At 36.6% G+C, this 16,463-nt stretch carries 13 protein-coding genes, 7 tRNA genes and 1 rRNA gene; 20 read left to right on the top strand and 1 reads right to left on the bottom strand.

All coding sequences use genetic code 11. From position 1 onward, the window contains the following. Positions 1-71 precede the first annotated feature (71 nt). The 13 genes from rrf to QJV49_RS05225 all read left to right on the top strand — a co-directional run bounded on the left by rrf (position 72) and on the right by QJV49_RS05225 (position 5,746). Positions 72-187: ribosomal RNA gene (gene rrf / locus QJV49_RS05285) — 5S ribosomal RNA — on the top strand. Positions 188-190: 3 nt separating this feature from the next. Then, positions 191-263, top strand: a tRNA-Val gene (locus tag QJV49_RS05280). 29 nt (positions 264-292) lie between these two features. Beyond that, positions 293-365: transfer RNA gene (locus QJV49_RS05275), tRNA-Asp, on the top strand. Between the two features lie 17 nt (positions 366-382). Then, positions 383-455 (top strand) — tRNA-Lys (locus QJV49_RS05270). Between the two features lie 8 nt (positions 456-463). After that, positions 464-545: transfer RNA gene (locus QJV49_RS05265), tRNA-Leu, on the top strand. A gap of 12 nt (positions 546-557) precedes the next feature. Then, positions 558-630 (top strand) — tRNA-Thr (locus QJV49_RS05260). A 26-nt stretch (positions 631-656) separates the two neighbouring features. Beyond that, positions 657-728: transfer RNA gene (locus tag QJV49_RS05255), tRNA-Gly, on the top strand. A gap of 35 nt (positions 729-763) precedes the next feature. Then, positions 764-849 (top strand) — tRNA-Leu (locus QJV49_RS05250). A gap of 163 nt (positions 850-1,012) precedes the next feature. Next, on the top strand, positions 1,013-1,909 hold the full coding sequence (locus QJV49_RS05245) for a class II fructose-bisphosphate aldolase (RefSeq protein ID WP_225513005.1): 897 nt from the start codon (positions 1,013-1,015) through the stop codon (positions 1,907-1,909). Between the two features lie 309 nt (positions 1,910-2,218). Next, positions 2,219-3,658, top strand: a complete 1,440-nt coding sequence (locus QJV49_RS05240) for an amidase domain-containing protein (protein WP_255597852.1) — start codon at positions 2,219-2,221, stop codon at positions 3,656-3,658. A 214-nt stretch (positions 3,659-3,872) separates the two neighbouring features. Beyond that, positions 3,873-4,988, top strand: a complete 1,116-nt coding sequence (locus QJV49_RS05235; protein WP_225513004.1) for a DUF4097 domain-containing protein — start codon at positions 3,873-3,875, stop codon at positions 4,986-4,988. Between the two features lie 61 nt (positions 4,989-5,049). Further along, positions 5,050-5,253, top strand: a complete 204-nt coding sequence (locus QJV49_RS05230; protein WP_003131460.1) for a PspC domain-containing protein — start codon at positions 5,050-5,052, stop codon at positions 5,251-5,253. Positions 5,254-5,281: 28 nt separating this feature from the next. Beyond that, the gene (locus tag QJV49_RS05225) at positions 5,282-5,746 is read left to right on the top strand and encodes a PspC domain-containing protein (protein ID WP_003131461.1); all 465 of its coding nucleotides are present in this window, start codon (positions 5,282-5,284) and stop codon (positions 5,744-5,746) included. Positions 5,747-5,852: 106 nt separating this feature from the next. Here QJV49_RS05225 and QJV49_RS05220 read toward each other — a convergent pair whose 3' ends face one another. Beyond that, a complete protein-coding gene (locus QJV49_RS05220) occupies positions 5,853-6,605 on the bottom strand; it encodes a biotin--[acetyl-CoA-carboxylase] ligase (protein ID WP_225513003.1) in 753 nt (250 codons plus the stop codon). Positions 6,606-6,857: 252 nt separating this feature from the next. Between QJV49_RS05220 and QJV49_RS05215 the strand changes: the two genes are divergently transcribed. The 7 genes from QJV49_RS05215 to QJV49_RS05185 all read left to right on the top strand — a co-directional run bounded on the left by QJV49_RS05215 (position 6,858) and on the right by QJV49_RS05185 (position 16,443). After that, positions 6,858-8,051: a cyclopropane-fatty-acyl-phospholipid synthase family protein gene (locus QJV49_RS05215; protein WP_225513002.1), complete on the top strand. Its 1,194-nt coding sequence runs from the start codon at positions 6,858-6,860 to the stop codon at positions 8,049-8,051. 326 nt (positions 8,052-8,377) lie between these two features. Beyond that, a complete protein-coding gene (metK, locus tag QJV49_RS05210) occupies positions 8,378-9,577 on the top strand; it encodes a methionine adenosyltransferase (protein WP_225513001.1) in 1,200 nt (399 codons plus the stop codon). Positions 9,578-9,854: 277 nt separating this feature from the next. Further along, positions 9,855-10,568, top strand: a complete 714-nt coding sequence (locus tag QJV49_RS05205) for a glucosamine-6-phosphate deaminase (protein ID WP_225513000.1) — start codon at positions 9,855-9,857, stop codon at positions 10,566-10,568. Between the two features lie 230 nt (positions 10,569-10,798). Next, the gene (gene rny / locus QJV49_RS05200; RefSeq protein WP_225512999.1) at positions 10,799-12,394 is read left to right on the top strand and encodes a ribonuclease Y; all 1,596 of its coding nucleotides are present in this window, start codon (positions 10,799-10,801) and stop codon (positions 12,392-12,394) included. A 147-nt stretch (positions 12,395-12,541) separates the two neighbouring features. Further along, complete coding sequence (gene gmk / locus QJV49_RS05195) at positions 12,542-13,159, top strand: guanylate kinase (RefSeq protein ID WP_003131468.1); 618 nt, start codon at positions 12,542-12,544, stop codon at positions 13,157-13,159. Between the two features lie 209 nt (positions 13,160-13,368). Continuing rightward, on the top strand, positions 13,369-13,722 hold the full coding sequence (gene rpoZ / locus QJV49_RS05190) for a DNA-directed RNA polymerase subunit omega (RefSeq protein ID WP_225512998.1): 354 nt from the start codon (positions 13,369-13,371) through the stop codon (positions 13,720-13,722). A gap of 381 nt (positions 13,723-14,103) precedes the next feature. Beyond that, entirely contained in the window at positions 14,104-16,443 is a 2,340-nt protein-coding gene (locus QJV49_RS05185) for a primosomal protein N' (protein WP_225512997.1), read from the top strand. The last annotated feature ends 20 nt before the right edge of the window (positions 16,444-16,463 follow it).

Raw genomic sequence — 16,463 nt, 5'->3', positions numbered from 1 at the left:
TAAAAAGCTTAAGGTTTAGAAGTTAGAAGAATTGTTATTTAGTTTTGAATGTTCAAGGTAACATTTAATGATTTGGTCATCATTGCGATGGAGATACACCTGTTCCCATGTCGAACACAGAAGTTAAGTCCATCTACGGCGGAAGTACTTGGGGGTTGCCCCCTGGGAGATAGGCAAGTGGCCAAGTTTTGGGAGTTTAGCTCAGCTGGGAGAGCATCTGCCTTACAAGCAGAGGGTCAGCGGTTCGATCCCGTTAACTCCCATTGGTTGTTTCAGCCATTAAGTGAATAAAGGTTCTGTAGTGTAGCGGTTATCACGTCGCCCTGTCACGGCGAAGATCGCGGGTTCGATTCCCGTCAGAACCGTTAGTAGAAATACTAATGACTCGTTAGCTCAGTTGGTAGAGCATTTGACTTTTAATCAAAGGGTCGCTGGTTCGAGCCCAGCACGGGTCATAATCCTAGCGGATGTGGCGGAATTGGCAGACGCACTAGATTTAGGATCTAGCGCTTAACGGCGTGGGGGTTCAAGTCCCTTCATCCGCATACTAGGTATTAGCCGACTTAGCTCAGTTGGTAGAGCATCTGATTTGTAATCAGAGGGTCGCGTGTTCGAATCATGTAGTCGGCATTGTCGTTAAGACACAAAGTTTAAGTGCGAACGTAGTTCAGGGGTAGAACACAACCTTGCCATGGTTGGGGTCGCGAGTTCGAATCTCGTCGTTCGCTTGATAATTCTCACAAGCGGGAGTTTTTGTATAATACCCGGGGTGGCGGAACTGGCAGACGCACAGGACTTAAAATCCTGCGAGGGGTAACCTTCGTACCGGTTCGAAACCGGTCCTCGGGATATGCTAAGGTTAATAGTTATTAAACTATTAACCTTTTTTTTATCTTTCTTTAAGAATGGCTTAATAAAGCGGTTACTTTGGATTTTTGCAAGCTTGGACTAGAAAAATACTTCACAAAATGCTATACTAGGTAAGTAATAAAATATTCGGAGGAATTTTGAAATGGCAATCGTTTCAGCAGAAAAATTCGTACAAGCCGCTCGTGATAACGGATACGCTATCGGTGGTTTCAACACAAACAACCTTGAATGGACTCAAGCTATCTTGCGTGCAGCAGAAGCTAAAAAGACTCCAGTATTGATCCAAACTTCTATGGGTGCGGCTAAATACATGGGTGGTTACAAAATGTGTAAACTCCTCATTGAAACTCTCGTAGAATCAATGGGAATCACAGTTCCAGTTGCTATTCACCTTGACCACGGTCATTTTGATGATGCTTTGGAATGTATCGAAGTTGGTTACTCATCATTGATGTTTGACGGTTCACATCTTCCAATTGAAGAAAACCTTAAACTTGCTGAAGAAGTAATTGCTAAAGCTCATGCTAAAGGCATCTCAGTTGAATGTGAAGTTGGTTCAATTGGTGGTGAAGAAGATGGTATCATCGGTGAAGGTGAACTTGCTCCTATCGATGACGCAGTTGCAATGGCTAAACTTGGTGTTGACTTCCTTGCAGCGGGTATCGGTAACATTCACGGTCCTTACCCAGAAAACTGGAAAGGTCTTCACATTGATCACCTTGAGAAATTGAACAAAGCGCTTGTTGAAGCTATGGGACATAATGTGCCAATCGTACTTCACGGTGGTTCTGGTATCCCTGATGATCAAATCAAAGAAGCTATTGCTAATGGTGTAGCTAAAGTTAACGTTAATACTGAATGCCAACTTGCTTTCGCAGCTGCTACTCGTAAATTCGTTAATGAATTTGATGCTAATGAAGCAGAATACATGAAGAAAAAACTTTTTGACCCACGTAAATTCTTGAAACCTGGTTTCGATGCAATTACTGCGTCTGTTGAAGAACGTATTGACGTATTCGGTTCAGCAAACAAAGCTTAATCAACTTTTAAAACATTATTAGAAAAACATTTGTCATTTATGATAGATGTTTTTTTATACTTTATCTGTTGCTGAGTAGCTAAAATAGTTAATTTTGTAAAATTATAAAGGTAAATGGTGTGTTGATATTGATACTTTGAGGTGTACATATGGTCATGAAATGGGGATAAATTTGGTTTATTTCTCTTAAAAAATAAACGTGATTAGTTTGACTTGCTTGCTCTTAAATGTTACAATTGTGTAAAAGTAAATGTCTTGAAGGAAATGATGTTGAAATTATAATACATATTATGGAGGGATAAGCTAAAATTGATTAATAATGATAAAGTAAAGCGTTTAAAAAAGGAAAAATTTATTGCAGGGACGGCTTTGATTCTAGGAATGACGACTTTTGGTGTGGCTGGATATGCTGATGGAGTGACTGATGGAAGTAGTTCAAATGTAACATTACCATCAAATGTAAAAAGTTTAGATGATGCATCAGGTACAGGTAGCACAAGTTCATCATCAAGTACAGGTAATTCAGGTTCATCATCAAAACCAAGTACTTCAGGTTCAACCTCAAAACCAAGTAAACCAAGTTCATCATCAACTAATAACTCGTCTACAACTACTCAAGCACCATCAACTTCAGTTTCTACCACAGCTCCTTCAGCATCAACTTCTACAGCTGCACCCTCTAATTATTCACAGGATAATGCCTACTATCAAACATCAACTGCAGCACAAATTCCTAATTCTTCAGCAGATTCAGCTCCTTCTATTTACGCTGGCCCTGTTTTGAAAACAATTGAAGCAGCTAAGTCAATTGATAAAATTGATATTTCTAGTACGGAAGCCTTTATTAAAAGTATTGCGGACCGCGTGAGAATTTTAGCTGGTAAGAATAATTTGTATGCATCAATTATCTTGGCACAGGCGATTTTAGAATCGGGTTCTGGTCAAAGTAATATGAGTCAGCAGTATTTTAATATTTTCAATATTACAGGTGCTTATTTAGGAAAATCAATTTCATTTAAGACGGAAGAATTTTCAGGAAATAATCCTTATTATATTGAACAAAGTTTTAGAGTGTATAGTAATTATGACCAAGCATTGGATGACTATATTAATTTAATGATTAAAGGGACAACTTGGAACTCAGAAATTTATGCTGGCGCATGGAAATCACATGCTAAGACTTACCAAGAGTCGGCTCAAGCCTTGCAGGGAATTTTTGCTACTGACCCAGCATATGCACAAAAATTAATTGAAATTATTCAAGAATATAAATTAGATGCTTATGATAATGTTGATAGTACTACACAAGTCGTAGATAGTAAAATTCCTGAAAGTCCACTGGTGGCATCAAAATTAGATAATTCAGCTTATCCAGAATATAATGGGGTAGAATATCCAGGTGCTGATAGTTATGCTTTTGGAAATTGTACACAGTATGTTTATAACCGTATCATTCAATTAGGTGGGCTCGTTGGAAAACATATGGGAAATGGTGGCGAATGGGGAATTAATGCCCAAGCTCAAGGTTATTTCACAACAACTGTTCCAACTGAGGGTTATGCTGTCAGCTTCCCACCAGGAGTAGCTGGTTCAAGTTCTGAATATGGGCACGTAGCTTTTGTTGAAAAGGTTTATTCAGATAACTCTATTCTCGTTTCAGAGATGAATGTTAAAGGAAATAATATTGTCAGCGAACGCCATATTTCTGCTGGTGTGGCAGCTTTGGCGACTTATATTCAACCTAAATAATTACTAACAAAACTAATTAGTAGTTCTGTCAGTAAAATAGGAGTATTGAATCTTTTATTTAGTTAAAAAAAATAAGATGTTAAAAATCAGCCCAAAGGCTGATTTTTATTTGGTAAAAGTTTGAGATAATAAGTGTACGAGATAAAGATAATCTCAATAAAAAAAATTTTTAAGATATTGAATGCTTGAATGAGCAGAGAAAGGATCTAAAAAAATGGCTAATAAAAAAGATAGAATTATGGATTTGATGCGTCGTGGAATTATCACGGAAGATGAAGCTTTAGAATTACTTGAAAAAAATGGTTCAGTGAATGGAGAAGCTTCTGATGATAAAACCGAGAACAAAGAATTCACATATACAGATAAAGAAGGATATGTTAATCACGATGTAGATTTTCCTGATGCAATGAAAAATGTTGCAGAAAGTTTGTTTGCTAGAGGTAAAGAAATTTTCCAAGGGGTTGCAAAATCTGTTGATGATAATATTGATTTTTCAAAAGGATTTCCTAAGGTTAAATCAATTTCTCACACTGTAGAAAAAGATATCAACGAAGATTTCAAAAATGTTAATCTTAATCTTAAGAGTGGTAAAGTAAATATTTTACCTGGTGAAAATGCTCATGTAAAAGTAGAATATAAAATTTACGGGGCAGTTGAAGATGGTAATGTAGAAGCTTATATTGCTGAAAAAACTAAACTTGAAGTTGAAGATGATGTGCTTGAAATTGAAGCAAATGGTCGAATTTCTGCAGATATTGAACTTTATTTACCAGTAAAAGAATATGGAAATATTGAGATCAATACACCTCATGCAGAACTTAAAGTTGAAAAAATTTCCAGTCAAAAAATGAATATTAATCTTATGAACGGAAATGCTGAGGTGCTTGAAGTAAACAGCGATGAGTTGAAGATTAATAATAAGAATGGTGAAATCAAAGTGCTTGATGGCACAAATTCAGATTTAGAATTAACCGGTGTTAATGGTAATATCAGAATTACAACTGCTTTTGAATCTGGTGATGTCTCACTCGTAAACGGAAATATTTTGCTGACCGAAAAAACAGGAACGGCTCACAAATTAAATCTTAAAAATGTGAATGGCGATATCAAAGTTTCTGTACCAGAAAGTTTGGGCTTGGTTGGTCATGTTCGCACAATCTTTGGCGGATATAAGACACGTTTAAATCTTGATAGTCCTTTTGAAGCTGGCCGTAATGGAGCAGCGATTGTCCGTCAAGGTGCTGAGTCATTAACCTTTGAATTTGAAACAAAATCAGGAACGATTTGGCTTAAAGATACTGAAACTACTGACAAAGAAGAAAATGAATAAAATTTTACTGACAGAAATTTTATAAGAGTTCTGTCAGTAAATTTGAAAAGAAAGGTGAGAAATGGCTAAGAAAACTCTGAAAAGATCAAGTAGCAATCGAGTCATCGCAGGAACCGTCGGGGGACTTGGTGAATACTTTGGCTTGAGCCGTACAGTAATTAATGTAATTCGGGTTCTGATTGTGCTTGGTACTTTCGGAAGTTGGGGAACATTACTCATTGTTTATGTGATTGCGAGTCTATTGATGACACCATCACAAGGTTAATTCAACGATTATGAAGAAAGGATAAATTATGTCTCAAAGACAATTAACAAAATCAGTGACAAATCGTAGAGTCAGTGGTGTCATTGCAGGGATTGCAGAATATTTTGGTCTGGGTCGTGATGTTGTGACGATTCTGCGTATCCTATTTGTTGTTCTGGCTTTTGGAAGCTGGGGTGGATTGATTCCATTGTATTTCGTAGCAAGTTGGATTATTCCAAGTGCTAGACCAAGAAATTACTATGATGATTCAGAAGATGATTATCAAGAAAAATGGAATCGTAAAGCGCAACATTTTGATGAAAAAATGGATCGTTGGTCAGAACGTTATTCAGATAAAATGAATAATTGGGCACGTCGTTACGAAGATAAAGGACGTCAAAATCAACAAGATTCAAACCAATGGGGAAATCCATGGGATGAACCAAAAAGTCGTAAGACTAAGGAAGCACAACCAGTTGAAAAAGAAAAAGAAGATGACTGGTCAGATTTCTAAAAAAGTTACTGACAGAAAGTTCTGTCAGTAAAATAATTCTGGTCCACCATGACCTAAAACTGGCCTCCTATATAATATAATAATAATAACTGAAAAAATGGACTAATTAAGTCCATTTTTTTAGTGAGATTTCGCCACTGGAAAGTATTTTTTGCTGACCATTATCTAAATTTACGATAAGCTCACCTTTAGAGGTTAAATCTGTTGCTCTTCCAGAAAAAGTTTGCCCAGATTGAACAAATTCAACTTGTTTGCCAAGAATGAATGAGTGGGATTTATAAATTTCAAAAAATGAACCTTCTGATAAACGATGAAATTCAGACCAGATTTCGGCAATTAATTCCGAACGACTGATGCTTGCTTGTTCATTATAAAATAAAGAAGTGGCTCTTTCTTTGATTTCAGTTGGAAATTGGGAAATAGAAAAATTAATTCCGACACCAATGATAACTTGAGCTTCTTGACTTGGATTAAGTGAAGTTTCGGCAAGAATACCAACAAATTTTTTATCGTCTAGATAAATATCATTAACCCATTTAATTTGAGGCTTTTTGTCAGTTAATTTTTCGATTGCTGACACAATGGCAGCTCCTGTCAGCAGAGTGAACTCTGGAAGTTTTTCTAGTTCAACTTTGGGCTTGAGTGACAGACTCATATAAATTCCGCCAGATGGCGCAGCAAAATACTGACGGCCAAAACGACCATAAGTTTTATTTTGTCTTTCAGTTAAATAAAGACAATTTTCTTGTCCGTCTAATTTAGCATCTTTTTGAGTTGATTCAGATTCAGCGACAATTTTTACATCAGTCAGCCAAGGATTTTTTTGTAAAATAATATTTTTTTCAAGTTTGTCGTTCATTTTTTTATTATACCATGTGAGGTCGGCTGCAAGTGAGATGGAAAATTAGGGAATTACGTTTCTACACTTAAGCAAAATCAAATATATTTATTTTCTAGAGTCTAGGAGGCTGACCTCGGTTATAAGCCAAATCTTTAACAATTTACTGACAATGAAAATTTTCAGAAAAATCTAACGATAGTAAGTATTTGACTTTCAATAATCTACGGAGTATAGTTTTATTAGAACAATGTTAGGAAAGGGAAGAATAACTTGGTATTTGAAAAAACAGTTTTGAACAAAGCACTTGCAGTTGCTTTCGATATCCCCATTGCAGTAACTTATTGGGATGGAAAAACAGAAAAGTATGGTGAAGGAGAAACGCAAGTTCACATTACTTTTAATAAAAAATTCTCATTTAGTGAATTGAGCTCAATGCCAACCTTAGTATTGGCTGAAGCTTACATGAATGAAGAAATTGAAATTGAGGGGAGCATTCAAGAGCTTGTTACATCAGCATATCGTAAGGCTGGTAGCTTTTTAACAGACCAATCTGGTTTTGGGAAATCAATGATAAAACTTTTGGGAAATCATTCTCAAAAACAATCTCGTGAAGATATTCATAGTCATTATGATATTGGTAATGACTTTTATAACAAATGGCTTGACCCGACGATGACTTATTCATGTGCTTATTTTGAACATGAAGAAATGACTTTGGAAGATGCACAAATTGCTAAAGTTCATCATATTTTGGATAAACTCAATAGTAAACCTGGGGGACGTTTGCTTGATATTGGTTGTGGTTGGGGAACTCTGATGTTTAAGGCTGTTCAAGAATATGGTCTTTCAGCAGTCGGAGTGACACTTTCAGAAGAACAATATTATTATGTTCGTAAAAAAGCGGATGATTTGGGACTTTCTGATAAAGTGAAAGTTTATCTGGTCGATTATCGTGACCTCAAAGAAGAACCTTTTGATTACATTACTTCTGTAGGAATGTTTGAACATGTTGGGAAAGAAAATTTGGAAATGTATTTCCAAAAAGTTTCTGATTATCTCAAACCAAACGGTCGTGCCTTGATTCATGGTATTACTGGACAACATCGCGGTGCTGGTGTGGATCCATTTATTGAAAAATACATTTTCCCTGGAGGTTATATTCCAAACATTGCTGAAAATGTTGAACATATTATGACTGCTGGTTTGCAAATGGATGATCTTGAACCCCTTCGTCGTCATTATCAAAAAACGCTTGAAATTTGGAATGAAAATTATCTCAAAGTTTTTGATGAAGTAGAAAAAGAAATGGGTAGGCCATTTGCAAGGATGTGGACGCTTTATCTTCAAGCCTGCGCTGCAAGTTTTGAAGCTGGAAATATTGATGTTGTTCAATATCTTTTGACTAAGGGTGCTTCAGGTCAAGGTTTGCCAATGACCCGCGAATACATGTTTAAAAAACATTAAGTTTGACAATTGATAAGTTGAAAAAGAAGACCATTCAGCATTTCGGGTTTGAATTATCATAAGGTCAACTTATTTAAAATTTATCAGTAGATTTATTTTAGAAACATGTAAAGGAAAGAGTGCATTTTTTCCAAAAAAGAGGTAAAATAAGAGAGTTACGAGTCCCGAAAGGATTTAACATATTTTAAAAATTACTGATGAAAATACTAGCATATCCGTAAGCGCTGAAGCGCCAACGGCTATCCTATGACAGGTTTTTCGTCAGCAAATATTAGATAAGTTTAAAGACGCCTTGTAACCAAAATTTAGATTGGGGGACATTTTTAATGTCAGAAAAACATTTATTTACATCAGAATCAGTATCAGAAGGCCATCCAGATAAGGTTGCAGACCAAATCTCAGATGCCATTCTTGATGCCATTCTCGCACAAGACCCACATGCACACGTTGCTTGTGAAACGGTCGTATATACAGGGACAGTCAATGTCTTTGGTGAAATCTCAACATCAGCTTATGTTGATATTGCTCATGTCGTTCGTGAAACAATCAAAAAAATTGGCTATACAGATAGCGAAAATGGATTCGATTATAAATCAGTGGGCGTTCACGTCTCACTTGTTGAGCAATCAAGCGATATTGCCCAAGGGGTAAATGAAGCCGAAGAAGTTCGCGATAAAAATGGTGAATTAGTTGACCCGCTTGACTTGATTGGTGCTGGTGACCAAGGAATGATGTTTGGTTTTGCAACTAACGAAACTGCCGAATTTATGCCACTCGCCATCTCACTTTCACATAAATTAGTTAAAAAATTAGCTGATTTACGTAAATCAGGTGAAATTTCATACTTGCGTCCTGATGCAAAATCACAAGTAACTGTAGAATATGATGATAATGGCAAAGCAAAACGTATTGACACAGTCGTTATTTCTACTCAACATGCTGCATCAGCAACAAACGAAGAAATTCACGATGATGTGATTAACAAAGTCATCAAAGCTGTTATTCCAGCTGAACTTTTGGATGATGAAACTAAATACTTCATCAATCCAACAGGACGTTTTGTTATTGGTGGCCCTCAAGGGGATTCAGGCTTGACTGGACGTAAAATTATTGTTGATACTTATGGTGGATATGCCCCACACGGTGGTGGAGCTTTCTCTGGTAAGGATGCAACAAAAGTTGACCGTTCAGCTTCTTACGCAGCACGTTATGTAGCCAAAAATATTGTGGCAGCTGGGCTTGCAGAAAAAGCACAAATTCAACTTTCATACGCCATTGGTGTTGCGACACCAACATCAATCAATGTTGATACTTTTGGCACAGGTAAAGTCTCAGATGATGAACTTTTAGCAGCAATTCGTAAAGTATTTGATCTTCGCCCAGCAGGAATTATTCAAATGCTTGACTTACTCCGTCCCATTTACGGACAAACAGCAGCTTACGGGCACTTCGGCCGTACAGATGTAGAATTACCATGGGAACAAACAGATAAGGTTGAAGAACTTAAATCCGTTTTAGGTAAATAATCGGCCTCGCCGACCTTCGTTCGGTCTACGTCGCCATTGTCTCCTCCGCTGTCCTTTCTCGCTAAAGGGCTAAAGCCCAAAGTCGAAAGGCACTTCGGCCGCACAGATGTAGAATTACCGTGGGAACAAACAGATAAGCTTGAAGAGCTTAAAACAGCTCTTAAAAAATAATAAAAAAAGCGGATTTTCGCTTTTTTTTATTTTCAACGAGTAGAGTTGCTTTAAATAGAATACTCAATCCTGTAAAATAGAAGTAACAAGAAAAAAAGGAGCTTCTATGAAAAAAATAATCACTAAAGATTACGCCACAATGAGTGAACTTGCAGCAGCGATTGTTATTGATAAGATGATGCTTTCAAAAAGGGTAAATCTTTCACTTACAGCGGGAAATACCCCTCTTGGGATGTATGAAATTCTTATTGATAAACTCCAAAAAATGAATTTTGATCGCTCAAATATCCATTATTACAATTTTGATGAAGTGCCACTTGCTGGTGAACGCTATGGTTTAACAATGAGTGCTTTAAAGACAGCTTTCTATGATCGAGTACATATTGATGATGGTAATCTTCATGAATTAAATGCCCAAAATAATCAAGTTTTTGACCAAAAGATCTTACAGGATGGTGGGATTGATTTGATTGTTATGGGGATAGGAGAAGATGGTCATTTTTGTGCAAATATGCCAGGACATACAAGCTTTGAGCGAGAAATTTTTGCTGTTCCCTTTGAAGAAGGGGATGAAATTTATCAGTCAATCAAAAATTTGACAGATAAAGAACCGGCTTCTCCTTATATCACTTTTGGTCCACGAACTGTTCTAGCAAGCAAGCAACTTTTAGTTTTTGCTGACGGAAAAAAGAAAGCAGAGATTATGAAAAAAGTTCTTGAGGGCCCAATCACAGAAGAAATTCCAGCTTCTATTTTACGGACGCATCCAAATATTACTTTTATTTTGGATGAAGAAGCCGCCGCTTTACTTGAAAATTAGTTGATGAAGACAGTTATTAAAATAACTGTTTTTATTTATTCGTGAGGGATGTCAATTTATGATGACATAATTGACTCTAAAATATTCTGAAAGCGTTACACTATCTTTCATTGAATAATGAGCCTTAAAATGATATAATAAATGAGTGTTTTACTATGTAAAATACATTAATTTATAATCAAACTGTGAGTAGAATTTATTGGAATTACTACTGACTTTAGAGGAGACTAATGGACATTATTTCTATCGTTCTCTTGGTCTTATTGGTTGTATTAGTTGTCGCATTTATTTTTTACGCTCAAAATATAAAGAAAAATAAGCAGGATGCTGAATCTCTTTTTAATGAAGCTGAAAATAAAGCAAATGAGGTGATGGCGAATGCTAAACGTGAGGCGGAGTCTTTGAAAATGGAGGCTGAAGCCTTCAAAAAAGAAGCCCGTTACACCCTTCGTGAAGAAGAACAAAAGCAACGTCGTGAAATCGAAGATGAATTTAAGCAAGAACGTCAGGAGTTAAAGGAGACTGAAAAGCGCCTAAAACAACGTGAAGAAATCTTAGACCGTAAGGATGATACCTTAACGAAAAAAGAAGAAAACTTAGATTCTAAAGAGGAGAACCTCGTTAGAAAAACTGATACGCTCAGTAAGCGAGAAGAACAATTAGCGCATATTGAAGAAAAGAAACGACTAGAATTGGAGCGTATTTCAAATTTGAGCACATATGATGCTCGTGAAATTATTTTGAGTGAAACTCGTGATGGTTTGACAAAAGAAATGGCTCAAATTATTCGTCAAAGCGAAGAAAAAGCTCAAGTTGAAGCAGATAAGCGAGCTAAAAATATTATCTCACTTGCTATTCAACGCGTTTCATCTGATTCTGTAGCGGAACAAACTGTTTCGGTTGTCAATTTACCAGACGATGGTATGAAAGGTCGAATTATCGGTCGTGAAGGTCGTAATATTCGTACTTTTGAAGCATTGACTGGGATTGATGTCATCATTGATGATACGCCAGAAGCAGTTGTACTTTCAGGATTTGACCCAATTCGTCGTGAAATTGCTCGTATGACTCTTGAACAATTAGTTCAAGATGGTCGAATTCATCCAGCGCGAATTGAAGAGTTGGTTGAGAAAAACCGCAAAGCACTTGATCATAAAATGCGTGAATATGGTGAACAAGCAGCCTTTGAAGTTGGGGCGCATAACTTGCATCCTGACTTGATGAAGATTATGGGACGTTTGCATTTCCGTACTTCATATGGACAAAACGTACTTGATCACTCAGTTGAAGTTGCTCATATTGCTGGTAATTTGGCTGGCGAAATGGGAGAAAATGTGGCACTTGCTAAACGTGCAGGTTTCTTGCATGATATTGGTAAAGCACTTGACCATGAAGTTGAGGGAAGTCACGTTGAGATTGGTACAGAACTTGCACGTAAGTACAAGGAAAATCCAATTGTCATCAATACAATTGCGAGTCACCATGGTGATACAGAACCTTTGAGTAACATAGCGGTACTTGTTGCAGCAGCTGATGCTTTGTCAGCAGCACGTCCTGGAGCTCGTCGTGAATCAATTGAAAATTACATCAAACGTTTGAAAGATCTTGAAGCAATTTCAACAAGCTTTGAGGGTGTGGAAACAGCCTTTGCCTTGCAAGCTGGACGCGAAATTCGTGTAATGGTTAAACCGGAGAAATTAACGGATGACCAAATTGTGATTTTGGCGCGTGATGTGAAAAATCGAATTGAGGATGAAATGGATTATCCTGGTAATATCAAGATTACTGTTATCCGTGAAACTCGAGCGATTGACTATGCAAAATAAAAAACTGTCTTTTGACAGTTTTTTTGTGTCTTATTACAAAAATATATTTCTTTTTTGTTACAAAAGCTAGTTTTAAGAGCTAGCTTTTGATAGAATGAGTTTAATCGTTGATTAAGAGATGGAATTAAAGATATATCGGAGGAAAAAATGCGTGAGCGTGGTTTATTAATTGTTTTTTCTGGACCTTCTGGTGTTGGAAAAGGAACAGTTCGTGCTAAAATTTTTGAGAGTGAAAACAACTTTGAATATTCAGTGTCAATGACAACGCGTAAGCAACGTCCTGGCGAAGTAGATGGAAAAGATTATTATTTCCGGACACGTGATGAATTTGAAGAAATGATTCGTAATGGTCAGATGCTGGAATATGCTGAATATGTTGGAAATTATTATGGTACACCTTTAACTTATGTCAATCAGACATTGGACGAAGGAAAAGATGTTTTTCTAGAAATTGAAGTGCAGGGTGCGCTTCAAGTGAAGGAAAAAGTTCCAGATGGTGTTTTTGTCTTCTTGACTCCCCCAGATTTGGAAGAATTGCGTGGACGTTTAGTTGGACGTGGGACAGACTCGGCTGAAGTCATTGCTTCACGACTTGAAAAAGCAAAAGAAGAAATTCGCTTGATGAGTGAATATGATTATGCAGTCGTTAATGACAAAGTTGAACTTGCTGCCGAACGTGTTAAGAAAATTATTGAAGCTGAACATTACCGAGTGGACCGCGTGATTGAACGTTACGTCCATATGATTGATGATGTGAAAGTTTGATTTTATTGGAAAAAAATACTGACAGTTTTGTTAGTTTAATGCGATTGAATAAAGAGCATTAAATATGCAAATAAAGGAACAATTAATTTTTCTGATTGTTCTGTCAGAAACGATTAAGTTGATGAATTATACTGACAGACTTGTTATCGCTAAAATAGAATTCTGTCAGTAAAATAGAGTGAAAAGTTTAGAAAATGAGGTAATGAATTATGATGTTAGAACCTTCAATTGATAAGTTATTGGACCAAGTCGATTCAAAATATTCTTTAGTAGTTTTGGAAGCAAAACGTGCACATGAATTGCGTGATGGAGAACGTCCAACAAAAGAATTCAAAGCTGTAAAAAATACTTTGCGTGCTTTGGAAGAAATTGCTGATGGAACAGTTAAAATTCACCCATCACCGGAATTGAAACGTGAAACTTTAGTTGAAAAACGCGAATTGGAACGTTTGCAAGCTAAGATGAAAGAACAACTCATCAAAGAGCAAATTGCTAAAGAAGAAGCTGAAGAAGAAGCAAAACAAAAAAATAGCCGTGCCGCTAAAGCAGCTGCGGCAGAATAATTTTTTAAGCGTCAATTGGCGCTTTTTTTATTTCTAAAATTTACTAATAGGTTTATCAATAAGAAGGGTACAAGTCAAAAGCGGGAAAATTTTTTTCTGTTATAATGTGCAACATTCGTAACAAGTAAACCTGCAATTGCTGAACGCAAATCACTATGATGCATTTGTTGCGAGTGTGATTGAACAGCTTTCTGGCTTAGCAAACATTGACAACGTAGCGAAACGAAGATAACATCGCCCTTACTTTCTAAACGGTAAAGCGTAGCTGTTTGCGCTTTACAGATAAGCTTGTATTCTCATCAGGTCGTAATATATCGGCGGCCGAAAATCTTGTAGATTTTCTGTTATAATTAAAGATAAGAAAACGGAGGTCAAAAATAAATGAAAATTGCTAAAATCATCGTTGATGTGCCTCTAATGCAGACAGATAAACCCTTTTCTTACAGTGTTTCAGCTGAATTTGAAAGCTTGCTTGAAGTGGGAATGCGGGTCCATGTTCCTTTTGGAAGTGGAAACCGGCTTGTTCAAGGAATTGTCATTGGATTTGAAGATGAAGAGCTTGAGCCGTCAGTAAATTTGAAAGGAATTTCTGAACTACTTGACGTTGAGCCAGTCCTAACGGAGGAACAGCTTTGGGTGGCAGATGAAATGCGTCATTCAGTATTTTCTTATAAAATTTCATGTCTAAAAGCCATGTTACCTAATCTTTTGAATTCTAATTATGACAAGCTCCTAAAATCTACTGACGGAACTTCTGTCAAATGGTCACAACTGACAGAAGCAGAAAAAATCTCATCAGCAAAAGCTGTACGTTTGGGTCAGTTGTCAGTAGAATATTTAGCAAAATCTAAGGAAAATAGAAAAACAGAAAAATTCCTGTCTATTCCAGATATCGAAAAACTAGCTGAGTTTGAAATTGAAAAGAGAGCTAAAAAACGCTTAGAGTTGAAATATTTTCTATTACGACTTCAAGAAGAAAAAATTGCTGTCAAATCATTAAATTTTTCTTCACAAATCATTAAATTTTTCGTTGAGCATGATTTAGTCAAAATTGAAGAAGTTGAAATTTCTAGGACGAAAGAAAAATTTGAAGCTGTGGAAAATGACAATGCCAAAATCCTCAACTCCGAACAAAATGCAGCTTACGAAAAAATAATTGCATCTTCTGACAAACCATTTTTGTTGGAAGGAATTACTGGTTCAGGTAAAACAGAAGTTTACTTACAGACCATTGACCATTTTCTTAAACTCGGTAAAACAGCAATTATGCTTGTGCCAGAAATTTCTTTGACGCCACAGATTACTAATCGATTTATTGCCCGCTTTGGGGATAAAGTGGCGATTATGCACTCTGGTTTGTCTGATGGTGAAAAATATGATGAATGGCGAAAAATTAAATCTGGCGAAGCTCAAGTAGTTGTCGGTGCACGTTCAGCTATTTTTGCACCTGTTGAAAATTTGGGAATTATCATCATTGATGAAGAACATGAAACTTCATATAAGCAAGATTCAAGTCCCCGTTATCATGCAAGAGATATTGCGCTTTTGCGTGCAAAATGGCATGGTGCAAGACTTGTTTTAGGTTCTGCAACGCCAAGTTTGGAAACGCGAGCACGTGCCATGCGTGGAGTTTATGAACTTTTATTACTGACAAAAAGGGCAAATGAAGCAGCAAACCTGCCAGACATAAAAATCATTGATATGCGCAGTGAAATTTCTGACCAATCTGCCAATTTCTCACAATCTTTACTGACAAAAATAAAAGAAAAAATTGACAAAGATGAACAAGTCATTTTGATGTTGAATCGTCGTGGTTATTCTTCATTTGTCATGTGTCGAGAATGTGGTTTCGTTGTTGATTGTCCCAACTGTGATATTTCTTTGACCCTTCACATGGATACCCGAACTTTGAATTGTCATTATTGTGGTCACGTTGAAGGAATTCCGCAAACTTGTCCTAATTGTCATTCACGAAAAATTCGTTATTACGGATCAGGAACGCAAAAAGTCGAAGAAGAACTTCGGGAAATTATGCCTGAAGCACGAGTTTTGCGAATGGATGTAGATACGACTCGGACAAAAAATGCTCACGAAAAAATTCTTGAAAAATTTGGTAATCATGAAGCTGATATCCTCTTAGGAACTCAGATGATTGCCAAAGGTTTAGATTTTCCAAATGTAACCTTAGTGGGTGTCATTAACGCAGATACAGGTCTAAATCTTCCTGATTTTAGAGCGAGTGAGCGTTCCTTTGAATTGTTGATGCAGGTGGCTGGACGAGCTGGACGAGCAGATAAAAAAGGGGAAGTATTAATTCAAACTTTCAATCCACATCACTATGCGATTGAAATGACTAAAGCGCAAGATTACGAAAAATTTTATGAAATGGAAATGAGATTTCGTCGTGAACTTTCCTACCCTCCCTACTATTTCACTGTTCAAGTGCTTGTTTCTCATCAAGAGGAAGAAGTTGCCATCCAAAAATCTTATGAAATTGCTCGGTTACTCAAGCAAAATTTGACAGAAAAAGCTAAAATTTTAGGGCCAACTGCCAGACCAATTGCCAGAACACATAACCTTTATCATTATCAAATATTAATTAAATATCGTTTTGAAGAAGAATTAGAGCCTGCTTTGAATCAAGTGCTCGAATTGACCCAATTTAGGGATAACAAAAATTTACGGGTGATGATTGATAGCGAACCACAAAGTTTTGTGTAAAGATTTCCACATGGGGAAAG

Origin of the sequence: Lactococcus sp. NH2-7C (genome assembly GCF_029953655.1) — a bacterium.
GTDB classification, from domain to species: domain Bacteria; phylum Bacillota; class Bacilli; order Lactobacillales; family Streptococcaceae; genus Lactococcus; species Lactococcus lactis.
The sequence above is the reverse complement of the archived record's forward strand: the minus strand, read 5'-3'. Positions and strand labels throughout refer to the sequence as shown.

What these genes read in the sequence shown, in the direction of transcription:
- QJV49_RS05245 (WP_225513005.1), top strand. Translation starts at nt 1,013, where the DNA reads ATGGCAATCGTTTCAGCAGAAAAATTCGTACAAGCCGCTCGTGATAAC.
- QJV49_RS05235 (WP_225513004.1), top strand. Translation starts at nt 3,873, where the DNA reads ATGGCTAATAAAAAAGATAGAATTATGGATTTGATGCGTCGTGGAATT.
- QJV49_RS05230 (WP_003131460.1), top strand. Translation starts at nt 5,050, where the DNA reads ATGGCTAAGAAAACTCTGAAAAGATCAAGTAGCAATCGAGTCATCGCA.
- QJV49_RS05225 (WP_003131461.1), top strand. Translation starts at nt 5,282, where the DNA reads ATGTCTCAAAGACAATTAACAAAATCAGTGACAAATCGTAGAGTCAGT.
- QJV49_RS05220 (WP_225513003.1), bottom strand. Translation starts at nt 6,605, where the DNA reads ATGAACGACAAACTTGAAAAAAATATTATTTTACAAAAAAATCCTTGG.
- metK (WP_225513001.1), top strand. Translation starts at nt 8,378, where the DNA reads ATGTCAGAAAAACATTTATTTACATCAGAATCAGTATCAGAAGGCCAT.
- QJV49_RS05205 (WP_225513000.1), top strand. Translation starts at nt 9,855, where the DNA reads ATGAAAAAAATAATCACTAAAGATTACGCCACAATGAGTGAACTTGCA.
- rny (WP_225512999.1), top strand. Translation starts at nt 10,799, where the DNA reads ATGGACATTATTTCTATCGTTCTCTTGGTCTTATTGGTTGTATTAGTT.
- gmk (WP_003131468.1), top strand. Translation starts at nt 12,542, where the DNA reads ATGCGTGAGCGTGGTTTATTAATTGTTTTTTCTGGACCTTCTGGTGTT.
- rpoZ (WP_225512998.1), top strand. Translation starts at nt 13,369, where the DNA reads ATGATGTTAGAACCTTCAATTGATAAGTTATTGGACCAAGTCGATTCA.
- QJV49_RS05185 (WP_225512997.1), top strand. Translation starts at nt 14,104, where the DNA reads ATGAAAATTGCTAAAATCATCGTTGATGTGCCTCTAATGCAGACAGAT.